The 23,535-nt window shown below is 60.7% G+C and carries 23 protein-coding genes and 2 tRNA genes; 9 read left to right on the forward strand and 16 right to left on the reverse strand.

What is annotated here, in order from left to right; all coding sequences use genetic code 11:
• Positions 1-59 precede the first annotated feature (59 nt).
• Positions 60-470, forward strand: coding sequence for an ExbD/TolR family protein (locus AC1DWQ_RS18985; protein WP_477671012.1), 411 nt, complete (start codon positions 60-62; stop codon positions 468-470).
• Between the two features lie 162 nt (positions 471-632).
• The gene (locus AC1DWQ_RS18990) at positions 633-851 is read left to right on the forward strand and encodes a hemin uptake protein HemP (protein WP_477671013.1); all 219 of its coding nucleotides are present in this window, start codon (positions 633-635) and stop codon (positions 849-851) included.
• A gap of 207 nt (positions 852-1,058) precedes the next feature.
• Here the strand turns inward: AC1DWQ_RS18990 and AC1DWQ_RS18995 are convergent, their stop codons facing one another.
• On the reverse strand, positions 1,059-1,466 hold the full coding sequence (locus AC1DWQ_RS18995; protein ID WP_477671014.1) for a GlcG/HbpS family heme-binding protein: 408 nt from the start codon (positions 1,464-1,466) through the stop codon (positions 1,059-1,061).
• A gap of 192 nt (positions 1,467-1,658) precedes the next feature.
• Here AC1DWQ_RS18995 and AC1DWQ_RS19000 point away from each other — a divergent pair, with 192 nt between their 5' ends.
• Positions 1,659-2,348: a Bax inhibitor-1/YccA family protein gene (locus tag AC1DWQ_RS19000; RefSeq protein ID WP_477671015.1), complete on the forward strand. Its 690-nt coding sequence runs from the start codon at positions 1,659-1,661 to the stop codon at positions 2,346-2,348.
• A 130-nt stretch (positions 2,349-2,478) separates the two neighbouring features.
• Here the strand turns inward: AC1DWQ_RS19000 and rlmD are convergent, their stop codons facing one another.
• Complete coding sequence (rlmD, locus tag AC1DWQ_RS19005; protein ID WP_477671016.1) at positions 2,479-3,963, reverse strand: 23S rRNA (uracil(1939)-C(5))-methyltransferase RlmD; 1,485 nt, start codon at positions 3,961-3,963, stop codon at positions 2,479-2,481.
• A 56-nt stretch (positions 3,964-4,019) separates the two neighbouring features.
• On the opposite strand from rlmD, the gene AC1DWQ_RS19010 reads away from it, so the two are divergent.
• Positions 4,020-4,439 carry a VOC family protein gene (locus AC1DWQ_RS19010; protein ID WP_477671017.1) on the forward strand — a complete coding sequence of 140 codons (420 nt, stop codon included), beginning with the start codon at positions 4,020-4,022 and terminating at the stop codon, positions 4,437-4,439.
• A gap of 205 nt (positions 4,440-4,644) precedes the next feature.
• Here the strand turns inward: AC1DWQ_RS19010 and AC1DWQ_RS19015 are convergent, their stop codons facing one another.
• The 3 genes from AC1DWQ_RS19015 to surE all read right to left on the reverse strand — a co-directional run bounded on the left by AC1DWQ_RS19015 (position 4,645) and on the right by surE (position 7,341).
• Complete coding sequence (locus AC1DWQ_RS19015; RefSeq protein WP_477671018.1) at positions 4,645-5,571, reverse strand: peptidoglycan DD-metalloendopeptidase family protein; 927 nt, start codon at positions 5,569-5,571, stop codon at positions 4,645-4,647.
• A gap of 118 nt (positions 5,572-5,689) precedes the next feature.
• Positions 5,690-6,547, reverse strand: a complete 858-nt coding sequence (locus AC1DWQ_RS19020) for a protein-L-isoaspartate(D-aspartate) O-methyltransferase (RefSeq protein WP_477671019.1) — start codon at positions 6,545-6,547, stop codon at positions 5,690-5,692.
• Positions 6,544-7,341, reverse strand: a complete 798-nt coding sequence (gene surE / locus AC1DWQ_RS19025) for a 5'/3'-nucleotidase SurE (RefSeq protein WP_457278821.1) — start codon at positions 7,339-7,341, stop codon at positions 6,544-6,546. Before surE ends, AC1DWQ_RS19020 begins: the two co-directional genes overlap by 4 nt.
• 161 nt (positions 7,342-7,502) lie before the next feature.
• Here surE and AC1DWQ_RS19030 point away from each other — a divergent pair, with 161 nt between their 5' ends.
• A complete protein-coding gene (locus AC1DWQ_RS19030) occupies positions 7,503-8,477 on the forward strand; it encodes an NADPH:quinone oxidoreductase family protein (protein WP_477671020.1) in 975 nt (324 codons plus the stop codon).
• Between the two features lie 89 nt (positions 8,478-8,566).
• Here the strand turns inward: AC1DWQ_RS19030 and AC1DWQ_RS19035 are convergent.
• The 6 genes from AC1DWQ_RS19035 to AC1DWQ_RS19060 form a co-directional block, all read right to left on the reverse strand.
• Positions 8,567-8,642, reverse strand: a tRNA-His gene (locus AC1DWQ_RS19035).
• A 36-nt stretch (positions 8,643-8,678) separates the two neighbouring features.
• Positions 8,679-10,604, reverse strand: coding sequence for a SurA N-terminal domain-containing protein (locus AC1DWQ_RS19040; protein WP_477671021.1), 1,926 nt, complete (start codon positions 10,602-10,604; stop codon positions 8,679-8,681).
• Between the two features lie 87 nt (positions 10,605-10,691).
• Positions 10,692-10,767: transfer RNA gene (locus tag AC1DWQ_RS19045), tRNA-Val, on the reverse strand.
• Between the two features lie 17 nt (positions 10,768-10,784).
• Positions 10,785-11,057, reverse strand: a complete 273-nt coding sequence (locus AC1DWQ_RS19050; protein WP_007874140.1) for an HU family DNA-binding protein — start codon at positions 11,055-11,057, stop codon at positions 10,785-10,787.
• A gap of 266 nt (positions 11,058-11,323) precedes the next feature.
• Entirely contained in the window at positions 11,324-12,418 is a 1,095-nt protein-coding gene (locus tag AC1DWQ_RS19055; RefSeq protein WP_477671224.1) for a tartrate dehydrogenase, read from the reverse strand.
• 67 nt (positions 12,419-12,485) lie between these two features.
• The gene (locus tag AC1DWQ_RS19060; RefSeq protein ID WP_477671022.1) at positions 12,486-13,364 is read right to left on the reverse strand and encodes an alpha/beta fold hydrolase; all 879 of its coding nucleotides are present in this window, start codon (positions 13,362-13,364) and stop codon (positions 12,486-12,488) included.
• A gap of 142 nt (positions 13,365-13,506) precedes the next feature.
• Between AC1DWQ_RS19060 and AC1DWQ_RS19065 the strand changes: the two genes are divergently transcribed.
• The gene (locus tag AC1DWQ_RS19065) at positions 13,507-14,484 is read left to right on the forward strand and encodes a LysR family transcriptional regulator (protein ID WP_477671023.1); all 978 of its coding nucleotides are present in this window, start codon (positions 13,507-13,509) and stop codon (positions 14,482-14,484) included.
• Here AC1DWQ_RS19065 and AC1DWQ_RS19070 read toward each other — a convergent pair.
• The 3 genes from AC1DWQ_RS19070 to uvrC form a co-directional block, all read right to left on the reverse strand.
• The gene (locus tag AC1DWQ_RS19070) at positions 14,429-15,307 is read right to left on the reverse strand and encodes a DMT family transporter (RefSeq protein ID WP_477671225.1); all 879 of its coding nucleotides are present in this window, start codon (positions 15,305-15,307) and stop codon (positions 14,429-14,431) included. The two genes, AC1DWQ_RS19065 and AC1DWQ_RS19070, sit on opposite strands and share 56 nt — an antisense overlap.
• Before the next feature lie 85 nt (positions 15,308-15,392).
• Positions 15,393-15,959 carry a CDP-diacylglycerol--glycerol-3-phosphate 3-phosphatidyltransferase gene (gene pgsA, locus AC1DWQ_RS19075; protein WP_477671024.1) on the reverse strand — a complete coding sequence of 189 codons (567 nt, stop codon included), beginning with the start codon at positions 15,957-15,959 and terminating at the stop codon, positions 15,393-15,395.
• A 141-nt stretch (positions 15,960-16,100) separates the two neighbouring features.
• Complete coding sequence (uvrC, locus tag AC1DWQ_RS19080) at positions 16,101-18,095, reverse strand: excinuclease ABC subunit UvrC (protein ID WP_477671025.1); 1,995 nt, start codon at positions 18,093-18,095, stop codon at positions 16,101-16,103.
• A gap of 43 nt (positions 18,096-18,138) precedes the next feature.
• On the opposite strand from uvrC, the gene earP reads away from it, so the two are divergent.
• From earP to AC1DWQ_RS19095, 3 genes are all read left to right on the forward strand, one after another.
• Complete coding sequence (earP, locus tag AC1DWQ_RS19085) at positions 18,139-19,284, forward strand: elongation factor P maturation arginine rhamnosyltransferase EarP (protein WP_477671026.1); 1,146 nt, start codon at positions 18,139-18,141, stop codon at positions 19,282-19,284.
• A gap of 117 nt (positions 19,285-19,401) precedes the next feature.
• Complete coding sequence (gene efp, locus AC1DWQ_RS19090) at positions 19,402-19,956, forward strand: elongation factor P (protein ID WP_411883615.1); 555 nt, start codon at positions 19,402-19,404, stop codon at positions 19,954-19,956.
• Between the two features lie 115 nt (positions 19,957-20,071).
• Positions 20,072-20,935, forward strand: coding sequence for an LOG family protein (locus tag AC1DWQ_RS19095; protein WP_457278831.1), 864 nt, complete (start codon positions 20,072-20,074; stop codon positions 20,933-20,935).
• On the opposite strand, the gene AC1DWQ_RS19100 is transcribed toward AC1DWQ_RS19095, so the two are convergent.
• Positions 20,913-22,133, reverse strand: a complete 1,221-nt coding sequence (locus AC1DWQ_RS19100; RefSeq protein WP_477671027.1) for an MFS transporter — start codon at positions 22,131-22,133, stop codon at positions 20,913-20,915. The two genes, AC1DWQ_RS19095 and AC1DWQ_RS19100, sit on opposite strands and share 23 nt — an antisense overlap.
• A gap of 24 nt (positions 22,134-22,157) precedes the next feature.
• Positions 22,158-23,513 carry a DNA recombination protein RmuC gene (locus AC1DWQ_RS19105; RefSeq protein WP_477671226.1) on the reverse strand — a complete coding sequence of 452 codons (1,356 nt, stop codon included), beginning with the start codon at positions 23,511-23,513 and terminating at the stop codon, positions 22,158-22,160.
• Positions 23,514-23,535 lie beyond the last annotated feature (22 nt).

Below are 23,535 nucleotides of genomic sequence, written 5' to 3' on the forward strand. Positions count from 1 at the left end.
CTCTATCCTGCTCTGCCCCACAGCCGCGGAGCTCCCTCATTCAGTGACCGAGAAGCACCATGGCCTTTGGAACCCAAGACGACAGCGATGAGGTGATGAACGAGATCAACATGACGCCCATGGTGGACATCATGCTGGTGCTGCTCATCATCTTCATCATCACGGTTCCCGTGATGAAGCATTCTGTCAACATCGACCTGCCGCGCGCCTCCAACGAAGCGCAAAACATCAAGCCGGAAACGATTCGCCTGAGCGTGGATGCGGAAGGCAGCTATTTCCTGAACGAGACCAAAATTTCAGACGAAGAACTGGTCACGCAGCTCAAGGCGTCGGCGGCACAAAACCCGCAGCCAGACCTGCATATCCGCGGCGACAAATCAGTGCGCTACGAGCGCGTAGCCCAAGCCATGGCAGCAGCCCAACAGGCCGGGCTGCGCAAGATCGGTTTCATCACTGAACCCAAGAACTAACCAGGGCCTGCAGGACTGATCAGGGTCCTGGACGCATGCCTGCTGGACAGGCACTCCAGGTTTTTCACACAGAAAGAAACAAAACCGCAGCCTGGATTCGCTTGACTTTCAAATGAGAATGGTTATCATTAACTTAACGAAACCCAAACAGGTTTAACCATCATGTCCATCGCAATGCCCGCCTCTCATACCCTGAGCCTTCCTGCCCGCGCCCCTGCGCACACAGAGACCGCTTCTGGCAGCCATTCGTCGGGCGCTTCCGCCGCTTGCGTCAACAGCACCGAAATCCTGCGCGGGCAAAAGGCCGTGGAAATCAACCACAACGGCTCGACTTACCGCCTTCAGGCCACTCGCCTGGGCAAACTGATTTTGACCAAGTAAGCCGCCTTCACGGTTTCATCACCCTCTTCATCAGCACAGTTTCATCGTGGGGCGATCCGGGGCTACCAAGCCTCCAAGGTCGTTTTTAGCCAGCCACAGACCCCTTCGGGGTTGTTTAGCCAGGCTTTTTTTCTTGATGTTGTTCTGCTCTCGCCAACAAAAAAGCCGACCCTCTGGTCGGCTTTTTTGTTCCCGCTGCGAAGCGGTTTACAGGCCGATGGCGGCAATACCAGCGCGCGCAATTTGCGCATCTTCGCTGGATTTCACGCCGCTCACACCCACAGCGCCAATGCACTGCCCTTCTTTCACGATGGGTACGCCGCCTTCGAGCATGCCGTGAATGTAGGGCGCCGACAGAAAGGACGTACGGCCGCCGTTGATGACGTCCTCGTAAACCTTGCTCTCACGGCGGCCCATGGCGGCCGTATTGGCCTTGGAAGGTGCAATGTGCGAGGAAATGGGCGGTGCACCGTCCAGGCGCTGCAGGTGCAGCAGGTGTCCGCCGTCGTCGACGATGGCGATGGTGACGGCCCAGTTGTTCTTGAGGGCTTCGGCCTCGGCGGCGGCGGCGATGGTTTTGACGTCGGCGAGTTCAAGCACTGCTTTTGATTTCATGGTCTTCAGGATTTCCGGAGTTTGTTGGCAAAGATACCGAGCATACGCAAATTTGGGGCCGCCCTTCGTCCGCATTGCCGCCAAATTAGCTTATAGAACCCTTACAAAAAGTAGGGAGTGAGGGCTGGAAAAACAGCAATGCACCCTAAAATAATCTTGCCGGCATTTGCTGGCGCCTCGGAGACGACTTTCATGACTGACAATGTTCAAACCCTCGACTACGGCGTTGCTTCCAGCGTCGAGCAACGCAACAAGGTCTTGCGCAACACCTATTGGCTGCTGGCCCTGAGCCTGCTGCCCACCGTGCTGGGCGCCTGGCTGGGCGTGGCGACGGGCATTACCCGCTCCCTGACGGGCGGATTGGGCCTGATCGTGTTCCTCGGCGGTGCCTTCGGCTTTATTTTCGCCATTGAAAAGACCAAGAACTCGGCCGCGGGCGTGCCCGTGTTGCTGGGCTTTACCTTTTTCATGGGCCTGATGCTCTCGCGCATGATCGACATGGTTCTGAATTTCAGCAACGGCGCATCGCTGGTCATGACGGCTTTTGCCGGAACGGCCGGCGTGATGTTCGTGATGGCCAGCCTGGCCACCGTCATCAAGCGTGACCTGAGCGGCATGAGCAAGTGGCTCTTCGCCGGTGCCCTGGTCATCCTGGTGGCAGCCGTCATCAATGTGTTTGTCGGCTCGACCATGCTGATGGCCGTCGTCAGCACGCTGGCGATTGCGGTTTTCAGTGCCTACCTGCTGTATGACCTGAAGCAGGTGATTGACGGCGGTGAAACCAACTACATCAGCGCCACCCTGGCCATTTACCTGGACCTGTTCAACATCTTCCAGAGCCTGCTGGCCCTGCTGGGCATCTTCGGCGGCGACCGGGACTGATCCGCTTCGCTACAGAACAAAAAAGGGCCTCAGGGCCCTTTTTTCATGCGCACCTCGTGTCATTCTCCGCAGGGTGAGCTTGGGGTTTCTCCAATTCAAGCCGGGGCCGCGGCCTGCAAGGCCTCGGGAGCTACACGCAGGGAGAGACCGTGGGGGCCGCCAAATCAAACACCGCAATGGACTCCACATGGGCCGTATGCGGGAACATGTTGACCACACCGGCCGCCGTGCAGCGGTATGCGCCGCTGTCCACCAGCACGCCCGCATCCCGCGCCAGGGTGGCCGGGTTGCAGCTTACATAGACAATGCGCTGCGGCGGCACCCAGCCGTTCAGGGCCAGGCTCTGCTGGTGCTCACCGTCGTCACAGGGGACGCCGCTGACGATCTGTTGGTGCAGCGCTGCCAAGGACTTGAAGAGCTCAAAAGCGCCTTCACGCGGAGGGTCCACCAGCCATTTGTCGGCCCGGCCGTCTTTCACCAGCATCGCCGGCGTCATTTCAAACAGGTTGCGCGCTACAAATTTTGTAGCTGCCAGCGCCCGTCGGACGCTGGATGCAGGCCTGTTCCTTTCAAAATTCTCGCGTGAACGGGCGACCAGGACTTCACTGCCTTCGATGCCCAGCACTTCACGGGCGCGTGTGGCCAGCGGCAAGGTGAAATTGCCCAGGCCGCAAAACCAGTCGATCACCCGCTCGTCCGGCTGCACCGCCAGCATCCGCAGTGCACGCGACACCAGCACCTGGTTGATGTGAGGGTTGACCTGCGTGAAATCGGTCGGTTTGAACGGCATGACCACATCGAACTCCGGCAGGCCGTAGCTCAGCTCCTGCACAGCGTCGTCCAGCAGCTTGACCGTCTCGAGGCCCCCCGGTTGCAGCCACCATTGCAGGCCGGGGTTCAACACAGCGAAAGCACGCAGGCGGTTCAAGTCACCGGTGCTCAAGGGTTCCATATGGCGCAGCACCATGGCCGTGACCTCGTCGCCACAGGCCAGCTCGATCTGCGGCAGGGTTTCCTTCGCATCCATGCTGCCGATCAGCTCGCGCAGCGGCACGAGCATGTCGCTCACGTGCCGGGGCACCACGTGGCATTCGGTCATATCGGCCACGTAGCCGCTTTTACGCTCGTGAAACCCCACCAGCACGGCGCCCTTTTTGCGGACATAGCGCACCGACAACCGCGCGCGATAGCGGTATCCCCAGGCCGGCCCTTCGATGGGCCGCAGCAGGTTGTCCGCCTTGACCTTGCCGATGTGCCAGAGATTGTCTTCCAGCACACGCTGCTTCACGGCCACCTGCGCCCCCACATGCAAATGCTGCATCTTGCAGCCGCCGCATGCGCCTGTATGCATGCCGAAATGCGGGCATGCCGGCCGCACACGCTGGGACGATTCACGGTGAATCGCCATCACCATGGCTTTTTCAAAGCTGCTTTTCTTGCGGTAGACGTTGGCAGTTACCCGTTCGAAAGGCAGGGCACCCTCGATAAAAACCACCTTGCCGTCAGCCCTGTGGGCAATTCCCTGGGCTTCGATGTCGAGCGACTCGACCTCGAGCACGTCTGGCGGGTAGTCGGCCGCCGTAGCAGGCTGCTTGTTCTGGCTTTCTTCTGTCATGCACCAATTGTCTCAGGCTGCGGTACCATTTTCTGAACCCGTGAAAGGAAGGCGCCATGGAGCTTCGTATTTGCATCGATGTTGACAACATGGAACGCGCCGTCGAGTTCTATACAAAGGCGCTCGGGCTGCGTACAGGCCGCCGTTTCAAGAGCGATTTCGTGGAAATCCTCGGTGCGGGCAGCCCGATCGACCTGCTCTTCAATGCGCCGGGTACCCGGCCTATCGCCAGCGGTCAGGGCAGCGAGAGTGTTCGCACCTACCAGCGCCACTGGACACCTGTTCACCTTGATTTTGTGGTGGAAGACATTGATGCGGCGGTTGACCGGCTGCAGCGCCACGGCGCCGTTCTGGAAATGCCCGTGGCTGAACGGGTCTGGGGACGCATCGCGGGGCTGGCCGACCCCTTTGGCCATGGCATTGACCTGCTGGAGTTCAAGGGCCGTGGCTACGACGAGATTTTGCAGCCTCACTGATCACAAGCCCGGGAAGGCAACTGTATTCCCGTGCGACTGTTTGCTACAAAATAGATAGCTGCTTGCGCTTTTCCAGACTGGACTACGAGCCTTTTTTTCATAAATTTTCCGGTAGATTTGCCCTGGCGCAAGCAGCGTCAAGGCACCAGAAACAAAAAAGGAGCCCGGCAAACGCGGGGCTCCTTTCTGTGGATGGAAATACCGCTTATTTGGCAGGCAGGTATCTGGAAGGGTCGACAGGCTTGCCCTGGCGGCGAATCTCGAAATGCAGCTTCACGCGGTCCGCGTCGCTGTTGCCCATCTCGGCGATCTTCTGGCCCTTTCGCACGCTCTGGTCTTCCTTCACCAGCAAGGTCTGGTTGTGCGCATAGGCCGTCAGGAAGGTGTTGTTGTGCTTGAGGATGATCAGGTTGCCATAGCCGCGCAGGCCGGCGCCGGCGTACACCACGCGGCCGTCGGCCGAAGCAATGACGGGGTCCCCCGCCTTGCCTGAAATATCCAGGCCCTTGTTTTTGGCTTCATCGAAACCCGCCAGCATCGTGCCCTGCGCGGGCCAGATCCAGGCGATGTCTTCATCGCCCGTTGCTGCGGGTGCCGGGCTGGTGCCGGCCGGTGCTGACGCGGGACGCGCCGCGCTGGCAGCCTGCGTCGGCGTGGTGGATGCTGTCGACGTGGTGGCCGAGCCGGATGTCACGGGGCGGGTCACCACCAGCGGGTTTTCACTGGTCGGCGGCACCACACGCAGCACCTGCCCTACTTCGATGATGTTGGGGTTTTCAAGGTTGTTCCAGCGCACGATGTCGCGCCAGTTCTGGCCATTTTCCAGGCCGATGCGAATCATGGTGTCACCGGGTTTGACGGTGTAGTAACCGGGTTTTCCGGCGTTTTCAAAACCGGGCAACTGTTTGACATTGCCTGCGTCCACCGCGCCTGGGGTGGGACGCGACAGTCCGGTGCCGCGGTCTTCAACCGGAGCATGGGTGGAAGAACGCGTGCCGCAACCTGCGGCAAGCAGCAACGCTGCCACCAGGGCGCATGGCAGGGCCAGCCTGCCGAGCGTTGAGCGGGCGCCATGACTTGCGCCTGCGGCATCCACAGACACTGCCCGGTTCGGCCGTACGGTTTGATTCATTGGTTCTTTCGTCGTCAATCTGACGGGTATGGCGTATTGGTTAACTGGATGATCGGATGGTTCAATGCCGTCACTGCTATATCGATAACCGGCCTGAGTCCTGCAGGTGGCCGGATCGTCAGCTTGTCCCCGATTTTAAAGGCACAAAATGAACGGCCTCCAGCAGGGTCTGCCTGACGCCCTGGGGGGTTTTGTCGACCACCACCAGCGCCTGGGCGCCGCCGGCGGTTTGCATGGGCGCCACCAGCCTGCCGCCCACAGCCAGCTGATCAATCCAGGCAGGCGGAATGGCTTCCCCGCCGGCAGCCGCAATGATGGCCGCATATGGCGCGCCCTTGGCGTAGCCCATCATGCCATCACCAAACAGCAGGTGCACATTGGGGAGGCGCAAAGTCCGCAAATTCTCCCTGGCTTTGTCGTGCAGGCCGCGCAGCCTTTCGATGCTGTAGACCTCCGTCGCCAGATGGCTGAGCACCGCGGCCTGGTAGCCGCAGCCAGTGCCGATTTCAAGCACCCGCCCCAGCTTGCCGGCCGCGCCGTGGCGCAGCAGCTCCAGCATGCGGGCCACCACATTGGGTTTGGAAATGGTTTGCCCCAGGCCAATCGGCAGGCTGGTGTCTTCATAGGCCTGGTTGACCAGCGCGGTGTCGACAAAACGATGGCGTTCGACAGCCCCCATGGCGGCGAGTACCAGCGCATCGGCAACACCTTGTGCAGCAAGCTTGCTCACCATGCGCGCGCGCACGGTGTGCGAATCGAGCCCGACACCGCCCGGCAACGCGGAGGCTGCGGTCGGTGCCGGTTTCTTCAAGCTATTTTGGCCTGTAGCGCGCTCTGGTCTTGCGCTACCAGCTATTGATTTTGTAGCAGATGGGACACCCGCGTCGGGCTTCAGGCGAACCGGAAATGCCGGGCGGCCTGCTGCAGCCGGCGCTTTGGCAGCGGGATTGAATGGCGGTTTGAGGCTGGATTTCATGACGATTTTTTGTGCAACTCGGCCAGCCGGGCAGCGGTTTGAGCCCAATAAGGCAGACGCTCATGATCGGTCAAATCCACCTGCAGCGGGGTGATGGACACAAACTTCTGGCTGGTGGCATAAAAATCGGTTCCTTCACCAGCCTCTTTCGCAGGCCCTGCACCGCCAATCCAGTACATGGTTTCGCCGCGCGGGCTGGTCTGCACGATGACGCGTTCGGCCGCATGGCGCCGCCCCAGCCGGGCCACCTTCACGCCCTGGATCTCGTTGTCGGGCAGGTTGGGAATGTTCACATTGAGCAGCCAGGGCGGCACCGTCGGCTCAGCGCCTTCCGCCACGGCCTCCAGGGTGGGCATCAGTTGCTGCACCAGCTCGGCCGCACGCCGGGCTGCCACATCAATGTGCGCCCAACCCTTTTCAGTCTGGGAAAACGCGATGGAAGGAATGCCGAACAGGTAGCCTTCCATGGCAGCGCCCACGGTTCCGGAGTAAATCGTGTCGTCGCCCATGTTGGCGCCGTTATTGATACCTGAAACCACCAGGTCGGGCCGGTAGCCCAGCAAACCCGTCAGCGCGATGTGGACGCAGTCTGCCGGTGTGCCGTTGATGTAGCGAAAGCCATTGGCCGCGGTCTGCACGTACATCGGCGAGTGCAGGGTCAGCGCGTTTGATTTGGCGCTGTTGTTGTGCTCGGGGGCCACCACCTCGACATCGGCAACGGTTTTAAGCGCTTCATAGAGGGCAATGATGCCGGAGGCCTGGTAACCGTCGTCGTTGCAAATGAGGATTTTCATAAACTGATTTTACGGTCACGGCTGCGACAGCCTGAGCTCTGCCGGACATCGCAAAACCTGCCGCTTTGCCTATGATGCAGGCAAGGCGCCGCCTCCTTCCGTCGGCCGCCCCCCTTTTTCTTCTGCACCTGTCGCAGCATTCCTTCTATCGGAGACATTCCATGCAAGCCTGGCTTTGTGAAAACCCCACCGGCGTAGACGCCCTGACCTGGAAAGAATTGCCAACACCGCAACCCAAGGCAGGCGAAGTGCTGATTGAGATCAAGGCCGCCAGCCTGAACTTTCCCGACCTGCTGATCGTGCAGAACAAGTACCAGATGAAGCCGCCCCTGCCCTTTGTGCCCGGCTCCGAATACGCCGGCATCGTTCAGGCGGTAGGTGAAGGCGTCACGCACCTCCAGGTGGGGCAAAACGTGGCCTGCCTCTCCGGCACCGGCGGATTCGGCACGCACACCCTTGCACCGGCGGCCCTGTGCATGCCCTTGCCAAAAGGGTTCCCCTTTGTGGATGCCGCCGCTTTCATCATGATTTACGCAACTTCGTGGCACGCCCTGATGGACCGCGCACAACTCAAGGCCGGTGAAACCGTCCTGGTGCTGGGTGCGGCAGGCGGTGTGGGCACCGCCGCCATACAGATTGCCAAGGCCGCCGGAGCTCGCGTAATCGCAGCCGCATCGACCGATGAGAAATGTGCCCTTTGCACGTCCATTGGCGCGGACGCCACCATCAACTACACCACGAAAAACCTGCGTGACGAAATCAAGGCACTGACCGAAGGCAAGGGACCTGACGTGATTTATGACCCGGTCGGCGGCGAGTTTAGCGAGCCGGCTTTTCGCTCCATCGCGTGGCGGGGCCGTTACCTGGTAGTGGGCTTTGCTTCAGGCCCCATCCCGTCCCTGCCACTCAACCTCACGCTGCTCAAGGGCGCTTCCATCGTCGGCGTGTTCTGGGGCGACTTCGCCAAGCGCGAACCCAAGGCCAATGCGGCCATGATGGCCGAGCTGGCCGGCTGGTATGCCCAAGGCAAGATCAAACCGGTCATCGACCGCACCATGCCCATGGCCGAACTGAAAGCCGCCTATACCCACATGGGCTCACGGGGCGTCAAGGGCAAGCTGGTCATGGTGAACTAGGGTATGGCCCCGCCTGTGTAAGGCAGCCGCGCCAGGCCCCAAATGAAAAAGTCCCGCGAGCCTTGCGGCAAGCGGGACTTCTCAAATACTGGGGTGGCTGATGGGGCTCGAACCCACGACAACAGGAATCACAATCCTGGACTCTACCAACTGAGCTACAGCCACCGGAGCCCTGCATTATAGCGGCAAAGCCGCTGCAATTTACTGGGTGACGACTTCTTCTGCGCCTGCCTTGGCGACAGGAGGCTTTGCCACCAGGATTTTCGTCTTGAAGCGATCTTTCAGGCCGTTGTAATACGCCAGATTTTCCGCGGCGGTCCACCACTGCGTGTACTGGTTGCGTTCCTGCTTGGCTGCCGCTTCAGGTGGCGCCTCGCGCGGAACCACCTTGTTGACCTTGATCACGACGTAACCTTGTGCGCCGAGGCTAACCCCGGCAAATGCCGGCAAGGCAGCCGCGTCCGCGCGGAGCGCCGCATCGATCACCGGATTGGGAAGCTTCTGGGTTTGCTCACGCGACACGACCACCGGTGCGGCCAAAGCGGTTGCAGACGCCGGGGCGGCCTTCCAGGCAGCCAGCTTGGCCTCGCCCTCCTTGCGCGCTTCTTCGGCGCTGCGCTGGGCAACCCAGCGCTGGCGCACGACATCTTTCACTTCGGCAAAGGGTTGGGTGCGTGCCGGGGTGTACTGGGTGATCCGGCCTGAAACCAGCTGGCTGGGCGCTGTTTCTATGGCTTCGGTATTGCGCTTCTTTTCGATCGCATCCGGCGAAAAAAGTGCGCCCAGGAATTTCGGATTCGACAGCACGCCAGCCGCACCGGTTTTGGGCTGCCGGGCCACATTGCTGGCCGCCTTGACTTCAAGCTTCAGCTTGTCCGCCACGGGCTTGAGGCTGTCGGGCTGCTCATAGACGCCATTGGTGAAGACATCGGCAACTTCAGCAAATTTCTTCTGGGCTTCCTGCTTGCGGAGATCGGCTTCCAGCTGCGGTTTCATTTCTTCGAACGCGGGCCGCTTCGGTGCCTTGATGTCCGTCAGCTTGATGATGTGGTAGCCGAACTCCGACTCCACGACATTGCTGATGTCGCCTTTTTTCATCGCAAAGGCGGCATCCTCAAACGGCTTGACCATCGAGCCGCGCGCGAAGAAATCGAGATCGCCACCGGAAGGTGCCGAACCAGTGTCCTGCGAGGTTTTACGTGCCACATCGGCAAAAGTATCGGGCGCCTTCCTGACCTGCGCCAGCAATTCCTCTGCTTTGGCTTTCGCTTTTTCGCGATCGGCTGCCGAGGCAGTCTTGGGCGCTGCAATCAGGATATGGCTTGCCCTGCGTTCTTCAGTGCCACCCAGGCGCTGGATATTCTGCTCATAGTAGGTCTTGAGATCGGCCTCGTTGACCGTGACCGTCTTTTTGACAGTCTCGATGTCGAGCACCACATACTCAATGTTGGCCTGTTCTGGCGCCTGAAAGAGTTTCTCGTTGGCTTTGTAGAACTGCTCAAGGTCGGCATCGGTCGGTGCCAGTTTGGCTGCCATATCGGCAGCATCAAAACGGGCCAGCTGGATTTCGCGCTTCTCGAAATAGGCATTGAGCGACAGTTCAGCCGCAGCATTCGTGGCGAAGCCGCTTGCACCAATACCGCCCAGCACCTGTCGGCTCGGCAGCCCGGCCTTGACATTGGCCTCAAAGATTTCCGGCGTCATGCCCTGCGATGCCAGCAACTGGCGATAGCGCTCCATATCGAGCTTGCCGTCCGGGCCTTTCAGGGCGGCGATTTCAGGAATTTTCTGCAGCTCGCGCGCCAGATAGTCGTCGGTGACGTGGGCAGCAGCAGCAACCACGCGGTCGCGTACCAGCCGCTCCAGCGTCGCGTAGCGTGCTTGTGGTGTATCCAGCAGCTTGACATCAATCGACGGCATGGAAGCGCGTATGCGCTGGACCTCGCTCTGGTGAGCCTGATCCCATTCGGGCTGCGTGATGTCTTTTCCGTCGACAACGGCAACAACCCCCCTGTTGTTCCCGGAGGGACCATTGCTGTTCATGCCCACCAATATAAAGGACGGAACAATCAGCAAAAACAGCAACGCCATGGTGACTTTGGTGTGCTTGCGAATGAAATCAAACATCTCGAACTTCCTGTGCTGCAACAGCTTTACGAACAAACCGGGAGCCAACAACAAAAAAGGCGAACCATGTTCGCCTTTTTTCGTGGGTGGTGGGTGCTGACGGGCTCGAACCGCCGACCTACGCCGTGTAAGGGCGCTGCTCTACCAACTGAGCTAAGCACCCCACGTTGAGTTTCCGTTTCAGTTCAAAGCATCCTTGAGAGCTTTGCCTGGACGGAACTTTGGAACCTTGGCAGCCTTGATTTTAATCGCATCGCCGGTACGCGGATTGCGGCCGGTGCGCGCAGCACGTTTTCCCACGGCAAAAGTGCCGAAACCCACCAGAGACACGGAGCCTCCTTTTTTCAGGGTTGTTTTCACAGCGCCAATGGTTGACTCCAGCGCGCGCGTGGCGGCAGCTTTGGAAATATCAGCATGCTTGGCAATGTGCTCGATCAGTTCAGTCTTGTTCACAAGGAGCCCCTCGTTGATAAAAAGTTAATCTGGTTGTCTCTAAAAAATATCTCCCGGGACACTGTGTTGAGTGTGTCAGCGGGAGCGGCATGTGCAGTTTTCTGCTGATTCCAATTAGAGCCATGGACTCCTAACCTGTCAATACAGCAGCAAGTTTTTACAACGTGCGGAGGCGGATTCTAGACGGTTTTTCAGCGCTTTCACGGCTTAATCGTAAGCATGATGTGTAATTTTCATGCTTGACAAAAGCCGTCTTTATGACGGTTTCAGGAAGCGGACAGGGCCTCAGCGACGGCCTTGCCAAGGTCTGTCGTCCCGGCTTTTCCGCCCAGGTCCGGGGTGCGCGGCGCACCGCTTCCAGGGCTCAACACCTTTTCAATTGCAGCGAGGATGCCGTCATGCGCATCCTTGTGCCCCAGGAACTCCAGCATCATGGCACCGCACCACATCTGCCCGATAGGGTTGGCAATGTTGCGGCCCGCAATGTCCGGGGCCGAGCCGTGCACCGGTTCGAACAGCGAAGGAAACTTCCGCTCAGGGTTCAGGTTGGCGCTGGGCGCAATGCCTATGGTGCCCGTGCAGGCCGGCCCCAGGTCACTCAGGATGTCGCCGAAGAGATTGCTGGCCACGACCACGTCGAAGAAGTCGGGCCGCTGCACAAAATGCGCCGTCAGGATGTCGATATGAAATTTATCTAGCTGAATGCCTGGATAGCTTTTTGCCATCTCGGCCACGCGCTCGTCCCAGTAAGGCATGGAGATGGAAATGCCGTTGGACTTCGTCGCACTGGTCAGGTGCTTCTTGGGACGGGACTGGGCGAGTTCAAAGGCGAACTTCAGGACGCGGTCCACGCCGATACGGGTGAACACCGATTCCTGCAGCACAAACTCGCGCTCCGTGCCGGGGAAAGCCCGCCCGCCAATGCTGGAATATTCGCCCTCGGTGTTTTCGCGGACGATGTAAAAATCTATTTCACCAGGTTGCCTCGCGCTTCCGTCACGCCTGACCACCGGTGCAATGATGCCGGGCATCAGCCGCGCCGGCCGCAAATTGATGTACTGGTCGAACTCACGCCTGAACAGCAGCAGCGAACCCCACAAAGACACGTGGTCGGCAATTTTCTCGGGCCATCCCACCGCACCGAAGTAGATCGCGTCATGGCCGCCAATCTGGTCTTTCCAGTTGTCCGGCATCATCTTGCCGTGCTTTTCAAAGTAGTCCCAGTTTGAAAAATCGAAGTGGTCAAACTGCAGGTCAATGCCGTATTTGACGGCCGCAGCCTCCAGCACACGCACGCCTTCTGGCATAACCTCTTTGCCGATGCCGTCGCCTGCAATGACGGCGATGCGTTTTTTTCCGATGCTCTTGCTCATGGTGTTCCTTTTTGACTGTAGTTGGCGTTAATTTGACCCGTTGAGAGCCGCTGATTCAGGGTTTGAAAAAACTCAGCGCTTCTGCCAGCAACAACGCCGGCGCTTCTTCCGCAATGTAGTGACCGCAAGGCAGGCTCCGGCCCGAGACATCTTCAGCCCGGTCCCGCCAGAGGTCCAGCACATCAAAGCATTGGCCCACCGCGCCATGTTCACCCCACAGCACGCGCAGCGGCTGCGCCAGGCGCCGGCCGGCCGCGACGTCCGCGCGGTCGTGCGTCAGGTCGATGGTGGCAGAGGCCCGGTAGTCGTCGCAGATGCTTTGTGCGGTGCCGGGAATTTGCGCGCAGCGTTCGTACTCGGCCAGGGCGGCCGGCGCGAAAGCCGCAAGGCCCGCATGGCGCTTACCCATCACGCTGCGCACGTAACGCACCGGATCGGATTCAATCAAGGCCTCCGGCAAAGGCGGCGGCTGGATCAAGAAGAACCAGTGCCAGTAAGCACGGGCAAATGCATCCGAGGTGTTGTCGTACATGGCCAGCGTGGGCGCGATGTCAAGCAGCATCAGCCGCTGAACCGCGCCAGGATGATCCGCCGCAAGGCGATGGGCTACACGCGCGCCGCGGTCGTGCGCCAGCACCTGGAACCGTTCGAACCCATGGTGACGCATGACAGCGACGGCATCCAGCGCCATCGCGCGTTTGGAATAGGCCTCGTGCGCTGAGTCCCCAGCAACCCTTGCGGAGTCACCGTAACCGCGCAGGTCCATCATCACGACGGTGAATTTTTTCGCAAGCTCTCCCGCAACCAGGTGCCACATCGCGTGGGTTTGCGGGTGCCCATGAAGCAACAGAAGTGGCACCCCTGCGCCGCCCCGCAGAGTGTGCAAGCTGCCGGCCGGGCCGTCGACATCGCACGAAACGAAATTCTCAAACATCAATCAGTCTGCCTTGGTTCGTCTTCGGTCGAGCAATTCCCCGGTGCCTTGAACGTTTTTTAGATCCTGACCCGATTTTGTAGAACAGTCGCATCCAATACAAGCAATAATCAGGCAATCAATTATTTCTAAAAAGGAATGAATGGAGCGCAGCGACCTTGAACTGGTGCTTGCCGTTCGCGACCACGGGAGCCTGGCGGCCGCAGCGCAAAGCCTGGATGTAGCGCCACCGGTGGTCACCAAGCGGCTTGCCGCGCTGGAGGCCAGGCTGGGCCAACGGCTGTTCCAGCGCACCACCCGCCGCGTCAGCCCCACCGCTGAAGGCGAAACAGTCTGCGAACGAGCCATCCTCCTCCTGCAGGGCTTCCAGGCGCTCGAGGCAGAGTTGCAGGAGCGAAAAGCGGAGCCCACAGGGTTGATCCGGCTCGCTGCAACTTTTGGATTCGGCCGCCTGTGGCTGGGCCCTGCGCTGGCGGAATTCCAGGAGCGTTATCCGCGTGTCGAGATACAGCTGGAGCTCACCGAGCATTTGCCCGACCTCGCGCTGGAAGGTTACGACGGCGCCATCTGGCTCTGGTCGATACAGGGGCGGCAGGCGGCGCAGTGGGTGTCACGCCGTCTTGCACGCAACCAGCGCATCATGGTGGCCTCGCCCCGCTACATCAAACAGCACGGCTCGCCCGCCAGCCTGGAGGCCTTGCAGGACCATGCCTGCCTGATCGTGCGCGAAAACGGCAATGCCCCGGGCCAGCGTTTTGATGTCTGGCCGCTGCACAGGGAACGAGAGAAAGCAGCGGTACGCGTTCGCGTGCAAGGCCCGCTGGCCAGCAATTCGGGGGAACTGGTACGCGACTGGTGCATGGAAGGCCGCGGCATCATGCTGCGCAGCCTCTGGGATATTGCACCGCACATCGCATCGGGCCGGCTCGTGCGCGTTTTACCGGCCTATTCAATGCCCGATGCCGACATTCACTGGCTGGCCCCCTACCGCACCGACCAGCCACGCCGTATTCGCCTGCTGATTGACCACCTGGTCGCACAGTTTCAGGAAGCGCCCTGGAAAACTACGCTGCCGCCGGCTTCGCGGCCCGCACCACGAGGCTCACGCCCAACGCCGTGAGCGCGGTGCCGGCAATCGTGCTTAGCGTAATGGGTTCGTCAAACAACAGCCATGCCATCAGGGCGGTCGTTGGCGGAACCAGGTACAGCAGGCTGGTCACGGCTGTTGCCGCGCCACGCTGGATCAAAAGATAAAGGAGGGAGCTTCCTCCCAGCGTGAGCACCAGCACCGACCACGCCATGGCGCCCAGAACCTGATGGTTCCACGTGATCGCTTCAGTTTCAAACAGCGCAAGCGGCAGAGTCACCACGAAAGCAGCGGCCAGCTGAATGGCATTGGCACTGCGCACATCGGCAGGTTTGACAAAACGTTTTTGGTAAAGCGTTCCCGCAGTGATGCTGAACAACGCAAAGACCGTGCAGGCCAGCGTCAGCGCCGTCACTTCATGGCCCGTGCCAAATTTGCGCGAAACCACCAGCAACAGCCCGCCCAGCCCCAGCGCCAGACCGGCCCACTGGCGTGAGGTGACCCTGGCCTCGCCGCCGTTAGCCTCGGGCGAGGCAACCCACGAAACCCACAGCGCAGTCAGCACTGGCTGAAGTCCGACAATGAGTGCCGTCAATCCCGAACCCATGCCCGACTTCACGGCAATCCAGACGCCACCCAGATAACCGGCATGCATCAACACGCCGGTCATGGCCAGATGCAGCCATTGCGCCCGGCCTTGCGGCCACGCCGCCCGGGCGAGCACGATCCAGACAAGGAAACAAGCAATCGACAGAAAATAGCGGATCGCCAGGAAAGTCAGCGGCGGCGCATAAGGCAAACCGTATTTGGCGACGATAAAGCCGGTGCTCCAGATCAGGACAAACACAGCGGGCATGGCCCGGATCAGCGCACCGGAAGAGGATGAAGAAGAGGAAGAACTCAAGAACAGAAGCCTTAGAACGGCAACACCAAGGGCAGGATTACTTGGCGCGCGCGCGGATTTCCGGGATGGCTTTTTTCAGGTAATAAATCATGGACCAGACCGTCAGGATGGCGGAGATCCAGATCAACCAGGTGCCCCACGCGTGCGTGTTGATCACGCCGAACAGCACGCCGTCAAACAGCAGGAAAGGGATGGCAATCATCTGCACCGTGGTCTTGACCTTGCCGAGCATGTGCACGGCCACACTTTTGGTCGCGCCAATCAGGGCCATCCACTCGCGCAGCGCAGAGATGGCGATCTCGCGGCCGATGATGATGAGCGCCACGAACACGTCGGCACGCTGCAGGTGCACCAGCACCAGCAAAGAGGCGCAGACCAGGAACTTGTCGGCCACCGGATCGAGGAAAGCACCAAAGGAAGAAGTCTGGTTCAGCTTGCGCGCCAGGAAGCCGTCCAGCCAGTCGGTGGCGGCAAACACGACAAACATCACGGTGGCAATCAGGTTGCGCTCCGTGGGCGCCAGGTTCAGGTAGAACACCCCCACGATCAGCGGAATCGCAACGATGCGGGTCCAGGTCATCAGCGTAGGGATGGTCAGAAACATGCCCCGATTTTGGCATGAGCCGTGCGGTGGTGCCGGATAGCGGTGCAAAGCACGCCAAAACAGTGCGTTCCGTTGCACAAATACATCTGAGCAAATTTCAAGGAACTGCTGCCCGAAACAGGGCACGCAACCGATGCGGCCTCAATGCAGGGCGCGGTAGATTTCCTCGGCCAGGTCCTTCGAAATGCCATCCACCGTGGCAATGTCTTCCGCGCTGGCCGAAGCGATGCCGCGAATGCCGCCGAAGCGCTGCAACAAGCTGGCGCGCCGCTTGGGGCCAATGCCGGCAATGTCCTCAAGCTTGCTGCCGCCCACCCGCACCTTGGCGCGCTTGGCCCGCATGCCCGTGATGGCGAAACGGTGGGCTTCGTCGCGGATCTGCGCGATCAGCATCAACGCAGCCGAATCCCGCCCTAAATAGACCTTGTCACGGCCGTCCGCAAACACGAGCTCTTCGAGGCCAACCTTGCGGCCCTCCCCTTTTTCAACGCCGGCAATCAGGCCCAGGTCCAGGCCCAGTTCTTCGAACACTTCGCGTGCCATCGACACCTGCCCCTTGCCGCCGTCGACCAGCACCAGGTCGGGCAGTTTGGCCTCCCCATTGCGTGCGGCTTCAGCCAGCCGGGTATAGCGGCGCATCAGTACCTGCCGCATGGCGGCGTAGTCGTCGCCTGGCGTGATGCCTTCGATGTTGTAGCGGCGGTATTCGCTGTTGACCATCTTGTGCTCCTGGAACACGACACAGGAGGCCTGGGTCGACTCACCGGCCGTGTGCGAGATGTCAAAACATTCGATGCGCAGCGTGTCGAGGTTGTCGAGCGGAAGATCCAGCGCCTCGGCCAGCGCGCGCGTGCGCGCCTGCTGGGAACCTTGCTCCGCCAGCAGCCGGGCCAGCTGGAGGCCAGCGTTCTTCTGTGCCATTTCCAGCCAGATGCGGCGCTGCTCGCGCGGCTGGTGAAGGGCCGTGACCTTGATCCCGGTCTGTGCGCTCAGGGCGTCCATCAGCTCTTTGTCCACCGGCTCGCTGCACACCAGGGTGGGTGGAGCCGGCACATCAATGTAATGCTGCGCAATGAAGGCTTCCAGCACCAGAGCCTCCAGGGATTTGCCCGCAGGTGCGGGCGCAGGAACCGGCGGAACACTTTCACCGGCCGCCCCGGCTTGCGCTGCCAGCCTGGCATCCGCATCGATCTCGGCATCCAGTGCCGCGACGTCGGTGGCGTTTTCCACGTGGCTCGGAAAGTACGCCCTGTCGCCCAGGTGGCGGCCGCCACGCACCATGGCCAGGTTGACGCAGGCCTTGCCGCCCTGCACTTTCACCGCCAGGATGTCGACGTCCTTGTCGCCGCCGATTTCCATGGACTGCTGGTGCAGCACCTTGGACAGTGCCGACATCTGGTTACGCAACTCTGCGGCCTGCTCAAACTCCAGCTTGTCGGCATGCACCAGCATTTTTCTCTCAAGCTCGGTCAGGATGTCCTGGGCCTGGCCTTGCAAAAAGCGCTCGGCATTGGCAGTGTCCAGCGCGTACTGCTCGGGCGACACATGACCCACACAGGGTGCGGAGCAGCGCTTGATCTGGTACAGCAGGCAGGGCCGTGTGCGATTGTTGAACACCGTGTCTTCGCAGGTCCGTAGCCTGAACACCTTTTGCAGCAGCAAGATGGTGTCTTTCACCGCCCAGGCGCTAGGATATGGGCCGAAGTAGCGGTGCTTCTTCTCGACCGCGCCGCGGTAGTAGGCAATGCGCGGGAAGACGGCGGCCGTGGGCGCAGCACCTTCTTCGGCTGGGCGCGCACCTGTCAGCTTGAGGTAGGGGTAGCTCTTGTCATCCCGGAACAGGATGTTGAATTTCGGGTTGAGCGTCTTGATCAGGTTGTTTTCGAGCAGCAGCGCTTCAGCTTCCGAGCGCACCACTGTGGTTTCCATGCGGGCGATCCTGGTCACCATATGGCCAATGCGCGTGCCGCCGTGGTTCTTCTGGAAGTAGTTGGAAACCCGTTTCTTCAGGTTGCGCGCCTTGCCGACATACAGTACACCGCCCTCCGCATCGAAGTAGCGGTACACGCCGGGCAAGGCGGGCAGCGCGGCGACTTCGCTGAGCAGTTGGGGGTCAAATTCGTGGGCTTTGGTCATGGGCTGAAATGGTGCAACTGGCCGTATTGTGGACAATCCTTTCATGAATCGCAGCCTGCAGTGGGACATTTTTTGCAAAGTCATCGACAACTTCGGGGACATTGGTGTGTGCTGGCGCCTGGCCGCTGACCTGGCCTCGCGCGGGCAAAAAGTGCGGCTCTGGGTGGACGATGCCTCAGCATTGACATGGATGGCCCCCGGGGGCTGTGAAGGCGTGCAGGTATTTCCGTGGCCCTCCGGTGAACAACCCCTGGACCTGGACGCCGCAAGGCTCGCCGGGCAGCCCTGCGATGTGCTGGTTGAGGCCTTCGGCTGTGAAGTTGCTCCTGTTTTCATAGCGGTTTGCGCTCGCCAGCATTGGGCTGGAGGCCAAAAACCCGTATGGATCAATCTCGAATACCTGTCTGCCGAGGACTACGTGGAGCGCTCCCACGCCATGCCGTCGCCGGTACAAAGCGGTCCGGCCGCCGGCTGGACCAAGTGGTTTTTCTACCCGGGCTTCACGGCTGGTACCGGCGGGCTGCTGCGCGAGTCAGGCCTGCAGGACAGGCAAGCAGGCTTTGACCGCGCAGGCTGGTTGAAAACCTACGGAATCCACTGGGGCGGCGAAACCCTGGTGTCCCTGTTTTGCTATGAGCCCCCCGCGCTCGAAGGCCTGCTGGCGCAATTTTCAGAACATGGCTTGCAGGGCAAACCGGTGCATCTGCTGGTGGCTGCGGGGCGTGCCGCAAATGCCGTTCGCACCCTGCTTGACGATCAAAATCGGCTGCAGCCCAATAAGGACGGGCGCAAGCAGCTATCAATTTCATACCTCCCCCTGCTGACGCAAACCGGCTTTGACCACCTGCTCTGGGCCTCGGACCTGAATTTTGTGCGCGGGGAGGACTCGGTGGTGCGGGCGCTTTGGGCCGGCAAGCCTTTCGTCTGGCACATCTATCCGCAGCATGACGGCGCCCACCTGGCCAAACTGCAGGCCTTCCTGGACATGCTCCAGGCGCCCCCCTCCCTGCGGGCTTTTCACGCCGCCTGGAACGGCAAAACAGCGTCGCCACCCACCGTCGGCGGCCTGGCGTCCTTCCCCATTGACCTGCCGGCCTGGCAAGCAACAGCCCAAGCGACCCGTTCCCGCCTCATGGCCCAAGACGACCTGGGGACACGGCTGCTCGGTTTCGTGACAAAAAAACGTTAAAATCATAGGCTTTGCAGAACAGCCTGAAGGTCGACCAGACTTTGGCGTCCTGCACAACCCGCCGCGGAACCTGCACACCGGTGCAAGCGTTTAGCGGCCTACCTCAGTAAAACTGCTATGAAAATCGCTCAAGAAATCCGCGCCGGCAACGTCATCATGAACGGCAAAGACCCGATGGTGGTGCTCAAGACCGAATACAGCCGCGGCGGGCGCAATTCCGCCACCGTGCGCATGAAGCTCAAAAGCCTGGTCGCCAACTTCAACACCGAAGTCGTGTTCAAGGCCGACGACAAGATCGACCAGATCGTCCTCGACAAAAAGGACTGCACCTATTCCTACTTCGCAGACCCGCTGTATGTCTGCATGGACTCCGAATACAACCAGTACGAAGTCGAAGCGGAAAACATGGGCGATTCGCTCAATTACCTGCAGGACGGCATGGAACTGGAAGTCGTGTTCTACGACGGCAAGGCCATCTCGGTTGAACTGCCCACCAGCGTGCAGCGCGAAATCACCTGGACCGAACCCGCCGTCAAGGGCGACACCTCCGGCAAGGTTCTGAAGCCTGCCAAGATCGCCACCGGCTTTGAAATCGGCGTGCCCATCTTTGTGGCGCAAGGCGACGTGGTCGAAATCGACACCCGCACCGGCGAGTACCGCAAGCGCGTGTAATCCCGCTTCTGCCTCTTTCATCTCCCTCAAAAGGCTCCTTACGGAGCCTTTTTGCTTTGCGCGGCCTCCAGTCCCCGAAAAGCACCCTCCCCACCTGATCGTTCACAATAAGCTTATGGAACAAAAACAAGATTTATCCGTCAGCCGCCTGGCCAACGCCTGGGCTGAACTGCAGGCCCATGCACGGGAAGGCACACCGCTGGAGGCCGACGCCTCACGGCTGGCATTTGCCGACCCGGAGTTTTTGCTGCGGCGTGAAACACGCGGGATCCGCTTCCAGCTGGAACTGCTCAAGCCCGACCTGGAACAGCAGGCCCATGGCATTGAAAATACCGTGGTCGTTTTCGGCAGCGCCAGGTTTCGCAGCGAGGAAGATTCCGTCACCATGGTGGCCGAAGCCGAGGCAGGCGGGGATGCCGAAACCATAGACCGCGCGCGCAAACTGGCCCGCAATGCCCACTATTACGAAAAAGCCCGCGCCTTCGGCAAGCTCGTGGCGCAGTACAGCGAGACAAAACCGCCCGAGACCAAGCTCTTCATCTGCACCGGCGGCGGCCCGGGCATCATGCAGGCGGCCAACCGGGGTGCGCACGAGGCCGGCGGGCTCAGTGTGGGCCTGGCGATCGCCCTGCCCATGGAAGAAGCGGCCAACCCTTATGTGCCGCCTGAGCTGTCATTCAAATTCCACTACTTCGCGCTGCGCAAGATGCACTTCATGATGCGCGCCAAGGCGCTTGTGGTGTTTCCGGGTGGTTTCGGCACGCTCGACGAACTGTTTGAAGTCATCACGCTGGTACAGACCCGCAAGGCCAAACCGGTGCCCATCATTCTTTTTGGCAGCAGCTACTGGAAACGCCTGCTCAACACCGACATGCTGGTGGAAGAAGGCGTGATATCGCCCAACGACCTCAAGCTCTTTCAGTACGTGGACGACGCACAGGTCGCCTGGGACCTGATCAAGGACTTTTACCGTCTGTAGGCCCGGTTTCGGGATGGTGCCCGCCATGGGCAGACATGCTGTCCTTGAGCAGCCACGCCGCGCGTGAACCCGCGCCGACCATGGCCCCGGTGACCCAGAAGACCCCGCCGATTCCCATCAGCGCGCCGGCAGATCCAAACAACATGGGCATCACCACGCTGGACGCATTGATCGCCATCAAGCGCAGCCCCAGCGCTTCGCCGTGGCGCGCTTCCGGTGTGATCTGGTGCAGCATGCTCATCACCATGGGTTGCACCATGCCCAGCGCAAGGCCCAACAGGATGGAGCACAGGCCCATGCCGATCGCCGAATGCATCAAGGGGTAGATGCCGAACAGTGCGGCTGTCGCCAGCATGGAGACCGCCAGTACCTTCCACTCGCGCAGATGGGCCGCCACCAGCGGCATCACCATGCGGATCAGGGCCGCGGCTACCGCAAACGATCCCAGGATGGTGCCTATGACCGAAGCACTGATGCCGCGCTCAAAACCCAGCACCGGCACCACAAAAGTATGGACGTCCCAGCAGGACGACAAAAACCAGTTCACCAGCATGAGGCGGCGAAAGTCGGCCTGGCGCAGCAAATCCCAGGCCTTGGGCTGCACCCCGCCGCTGGCGGCGATCACCGGAGGGAGCTCCCGCGTCTTGCGCACCAGGAACCAGCAGGCCAGCGGCAGGATCGCCATCAACAAAAACGCCGCCCGGTAGCCGGAAGTACTGCCCGGCACGGCGCCCACATGGTCGATCAGCAGGCCGGCGGAAAAAGGCCCGATGAAATTGGACACCGCCGGACCGATGGCTAGCCAGCTGAACACCTGGCGCAACTCCAGTGCGCCGACCGCCGCACGGCCCACGTGGCGCTGCAGGGAAATAACTGCCGCGCCGGTGGCGCCGCCCGTGAGCAGCGCCGCCAGACACAGCACCGGGAACACCGGAAAGGCCACCGCAGCCCCGGCTCCCAGCACCGCAGCGAACACGCTATACCGTATCGGGCGCCTGAGACCATGCCGGTCGGCGAAACGGCCGGCCGGCAGCGCCAGGAAGACTTGCGTCAGAGCGAACAACGCAAGCAGCACTCCCACCGCCGCAGGGCTGTAGCCCTCGCGCAGCGCCAGCAGGGGCGCCGCCATGCGCGTGCCGGCCATGCAGGCGTGCAGGCAGATCTGCGCCACGATAAGGCGTGCAAGTTCAGGCGTCATGACGCACAGCTCATGCGGTGCGCATCAAATGTTGTCCAGGTCTTTGTCAAGCGGATCCAATGGAAGCAGGCGGGCAGAATCGATTTCCGGGAGCGCTTCGACATTGCGCAGGGCTTTGCCCATGACACGGCTGCGCTGCTCGGCGCTGCTCAGCGTGTTGAGCACGGTTTCGGTTTGCGACTTGACCTTGGCCAGCACGTCGCCGAACTTGCCGAACTCTGTCTTCACCGCACCCAGCACCTGCCAGACTTCGCTGGAACGTTTTTCCAGCGCCAACGTGCGAAAACCCATCTGCAGTGAATTGAGCATGGCCAGCAGCGTTGTCGGGCCGGCCAGCGTGACACGGTGGTCGCGCTGCAGGAATTCCATCAGGCCGGGCCGGCGCAGCACTTCGGCATAGAGGCCCTCGGTCGGCAAAAAAAGAATCGCAAAATCGGTGGTGTAAGGCGGGTCTATGTATTTCTCGGAGATCGACCTGGCCTCCAGCCGTATGCGCGTCTCCAGCGCCTTGCCGGCGATTTCAGCGCCCAGCACATCGGCGCGCTGTTGCGCGTCCAGCAGGCGCTCGTAGTCTTCGCTCGGGAATTTCGCGTCAATGGGCAGCCACAGAGGTTCACCCGAATCAGACCGACCTGGCAGCTTGATGGCGAAATCGACCGGGTTCTTGCCACCACGGCGGGTAATGACCTGGGCCGCATACTGGTCGACGGTGAACACCTGTTCCAGCAGCGCCGATAGTTGCGCTTCGCCAAAAATGCCGCGCGTTTTCACATTGGTGAGCAAATGCTTGAGGTCGCCCACGCCCTGCGCCAGCGTCTGCATTTCGCCCAGGCCCTTGTGCACCTGTTCGAGCCGGTCGGCTACCTGCTTGAAACTTTCGCCCAGGCGCGTCTCCAGCGTCGTCTGCAGTTTCTCGTCGACCGTCTTGCGCATCTCGTCGAGCTTGGCCGAATTGGTTTGCTGCAGTTGCGCCAGCTGTTTTTCCAGGGTCTCGCGCACTTCACCCATGCGCCTGGCGTTCGACTCGCTGACGGACTGCAGCTGAGTGGTCAGGGTATCCGACAGCGTTTTTTGCAGCAGGGTGAGTTGCTGCGAAAACGCGTCAATTTGCGTGTTCTGCGTGCGGATCGCTTCGGCGCTTTGCTGCACCAGCGTTTGCTGGAAGGTGGCGAAAGTAGTCGCCAATTCCTGCCGGCTACTGCGCGAGTTGTCGCCGATCTCGCGCCGCAATTCACGCTCAAGTTTGTCGTGGCCTGCCGCGATGTTTGCCAGCAGCTCGATGCGGCCCGTATCCGCTGGTTCGGCGGGCTTGCGCAACAGCAGCCAGACCAGCAACAGCAGGTTGGCCACCAACAAGGCAATCATCAGCCAGGATTCCATCATCTGTTCATTGTCCGCTTGC

The sequence above is a fragment of the Polaromonas sp. P2_G11 genome, assembly GCF_056403595.1.

Coding starts and splice junctions, on each gene's coding strand:
- AC1DWQ_RS18985 (WP_477671012.1), top strand. CDS start 60: ATGGCCTTTGGAACCCAAGACGACAGCGATGAGGTGATGAACGAGATC.
- AC1DWQ_RS18990 (WP_477671013.1), top strand. CDS start 633: ATGTCCATCGCAATGCCCGCCTCTCATACCCTGAGCCTTCCTGCCCGC.
- AC1DWQ_RS18995 (WP_477671014.1), bottom strand. CDS start 1,466: ATGAAATCAAAAGCAGTGCTTGAACTCGCCGACGTCAAAACCATCGCC.
- AC1DWQ_RS19000 (WP_477671015.1), top strand. CDS start 1,659: ATGACTGACAATGTTCAAACCCTCGACTACGGCGTTGCTTCCAGCGTC.
- rlmD (WP_477671016.1), bottom strand. CDS start 3,963: ATGACAGAAGAAAGCCAGAACAAGCAGCCTGCTACGGCGGCCGACTAC.
- AC1DWQ_RS19010 (WP_477671017.1), top strand. CDS start 4,020: ATGGAGCTTCGTATTTGCATCGATGTTGACAACATGGAACGCGCCGTC.
- AC1DWQ_RS19015 (WP_477671018.1), bottom strand. CDS start 5,571: ATGAATCAAACCGTACGGCCGAACCGGGCAGTGTCTGTGGATGCCGCA.
- AC1DWQ_RS19020 (WP_477671019.1), bottom strand. CDS start 6,547: ATGAAATCCAGCCTCAAACCGCCATTCAATCCCGCTGCCAAAGCGCCG.
- surE (WP_457278821.1), bottom strand. CDS start 7,341: ATGAAAATCCTCATTTGCAACGACGACGGTTACCAGGCCTCCGGCATC.
- AC1DWQ_RS19030 (WP_477671020.1), top strand. CDS start 7,503: ATGCAAGCCTGGCTTTGTGAAAACCCCACCGGCGTAGACGCCCTGACC.
- AC1DWQ_RS19040 (WP_477671021.1), bottom strand. CDS start 10,604: ATGTTTGATTTCATTCGCAAGCACACCAAAGTCACCATGGCGTTGCTG.
- AC1DWQ_RS19060 (WP_477671022.1), bottom strand. CDS start 13,364: ATGTTTGAGAATTTCGTTTCGTGCGATGTCGACGGCCCGGCCGGCAGC.
- AC1DWQ_RS19065 (WP_477671023.1), top strand. CDS start 13,507: ATGGAGCGCAGCGACCTTGAACTGGTGCTTGCCGTTCGCGACCACGGG.
- AC1DWQ_RS19070 (WP_477671225.1), bottom strand. CDS start 15,307: ATGCCCGCTGTGTTTGTCCTGATCTGGAGCACCGGCTTTATCGTCGCC.
- pgsA (WP_477671024.1), bottom strand. CDS start 15,959: ATGTTTCTGACCATCCCTACGCTGATGACCTGGACCCGCATCGTTGCG.
- uvrC (WP_477671025.1), bottom strand. CDS start 18,095: ATGACCAAAGCCCACGAATTTGACCCCCAACTGCTCAGCGAAGTCGCC.
- earP (WP_477671026.1), top strand. CDS start 18,139: ATGAATCGCAGCCTGCAGTGGGACATTTTTTGCAAAGTCATCGACAAC.
- efp (WP_411883615.1), top strand. CDS start 19,402: ATGAAAATCGCTCAAGAAATCCGCGCCGGCAACGTCATCATGAACGGC.
- AC1DWQ_RS19095 (WP_457278831.1), top strand. CDS start 20,072: ATGGAACAAAAACAAGATTTATCCGTCAGCCGCCTGGCCAACGCCTGG.
- AC1DWQ_RS19100 (WP_477671027.1), bottom strand. CDS start 22,133: ATGACGCCTGAACTTGCACGCCTTATCGTGGCGCAGATCTGCCTGCAC.
- AC1DWQ_RS19105 (WP_477671226.1), bottom strand. CDS start 23,513: ATGGAATCCTGGCTGATGATTGCCTTGTTGGTGGCCAACCTGCTGTTG.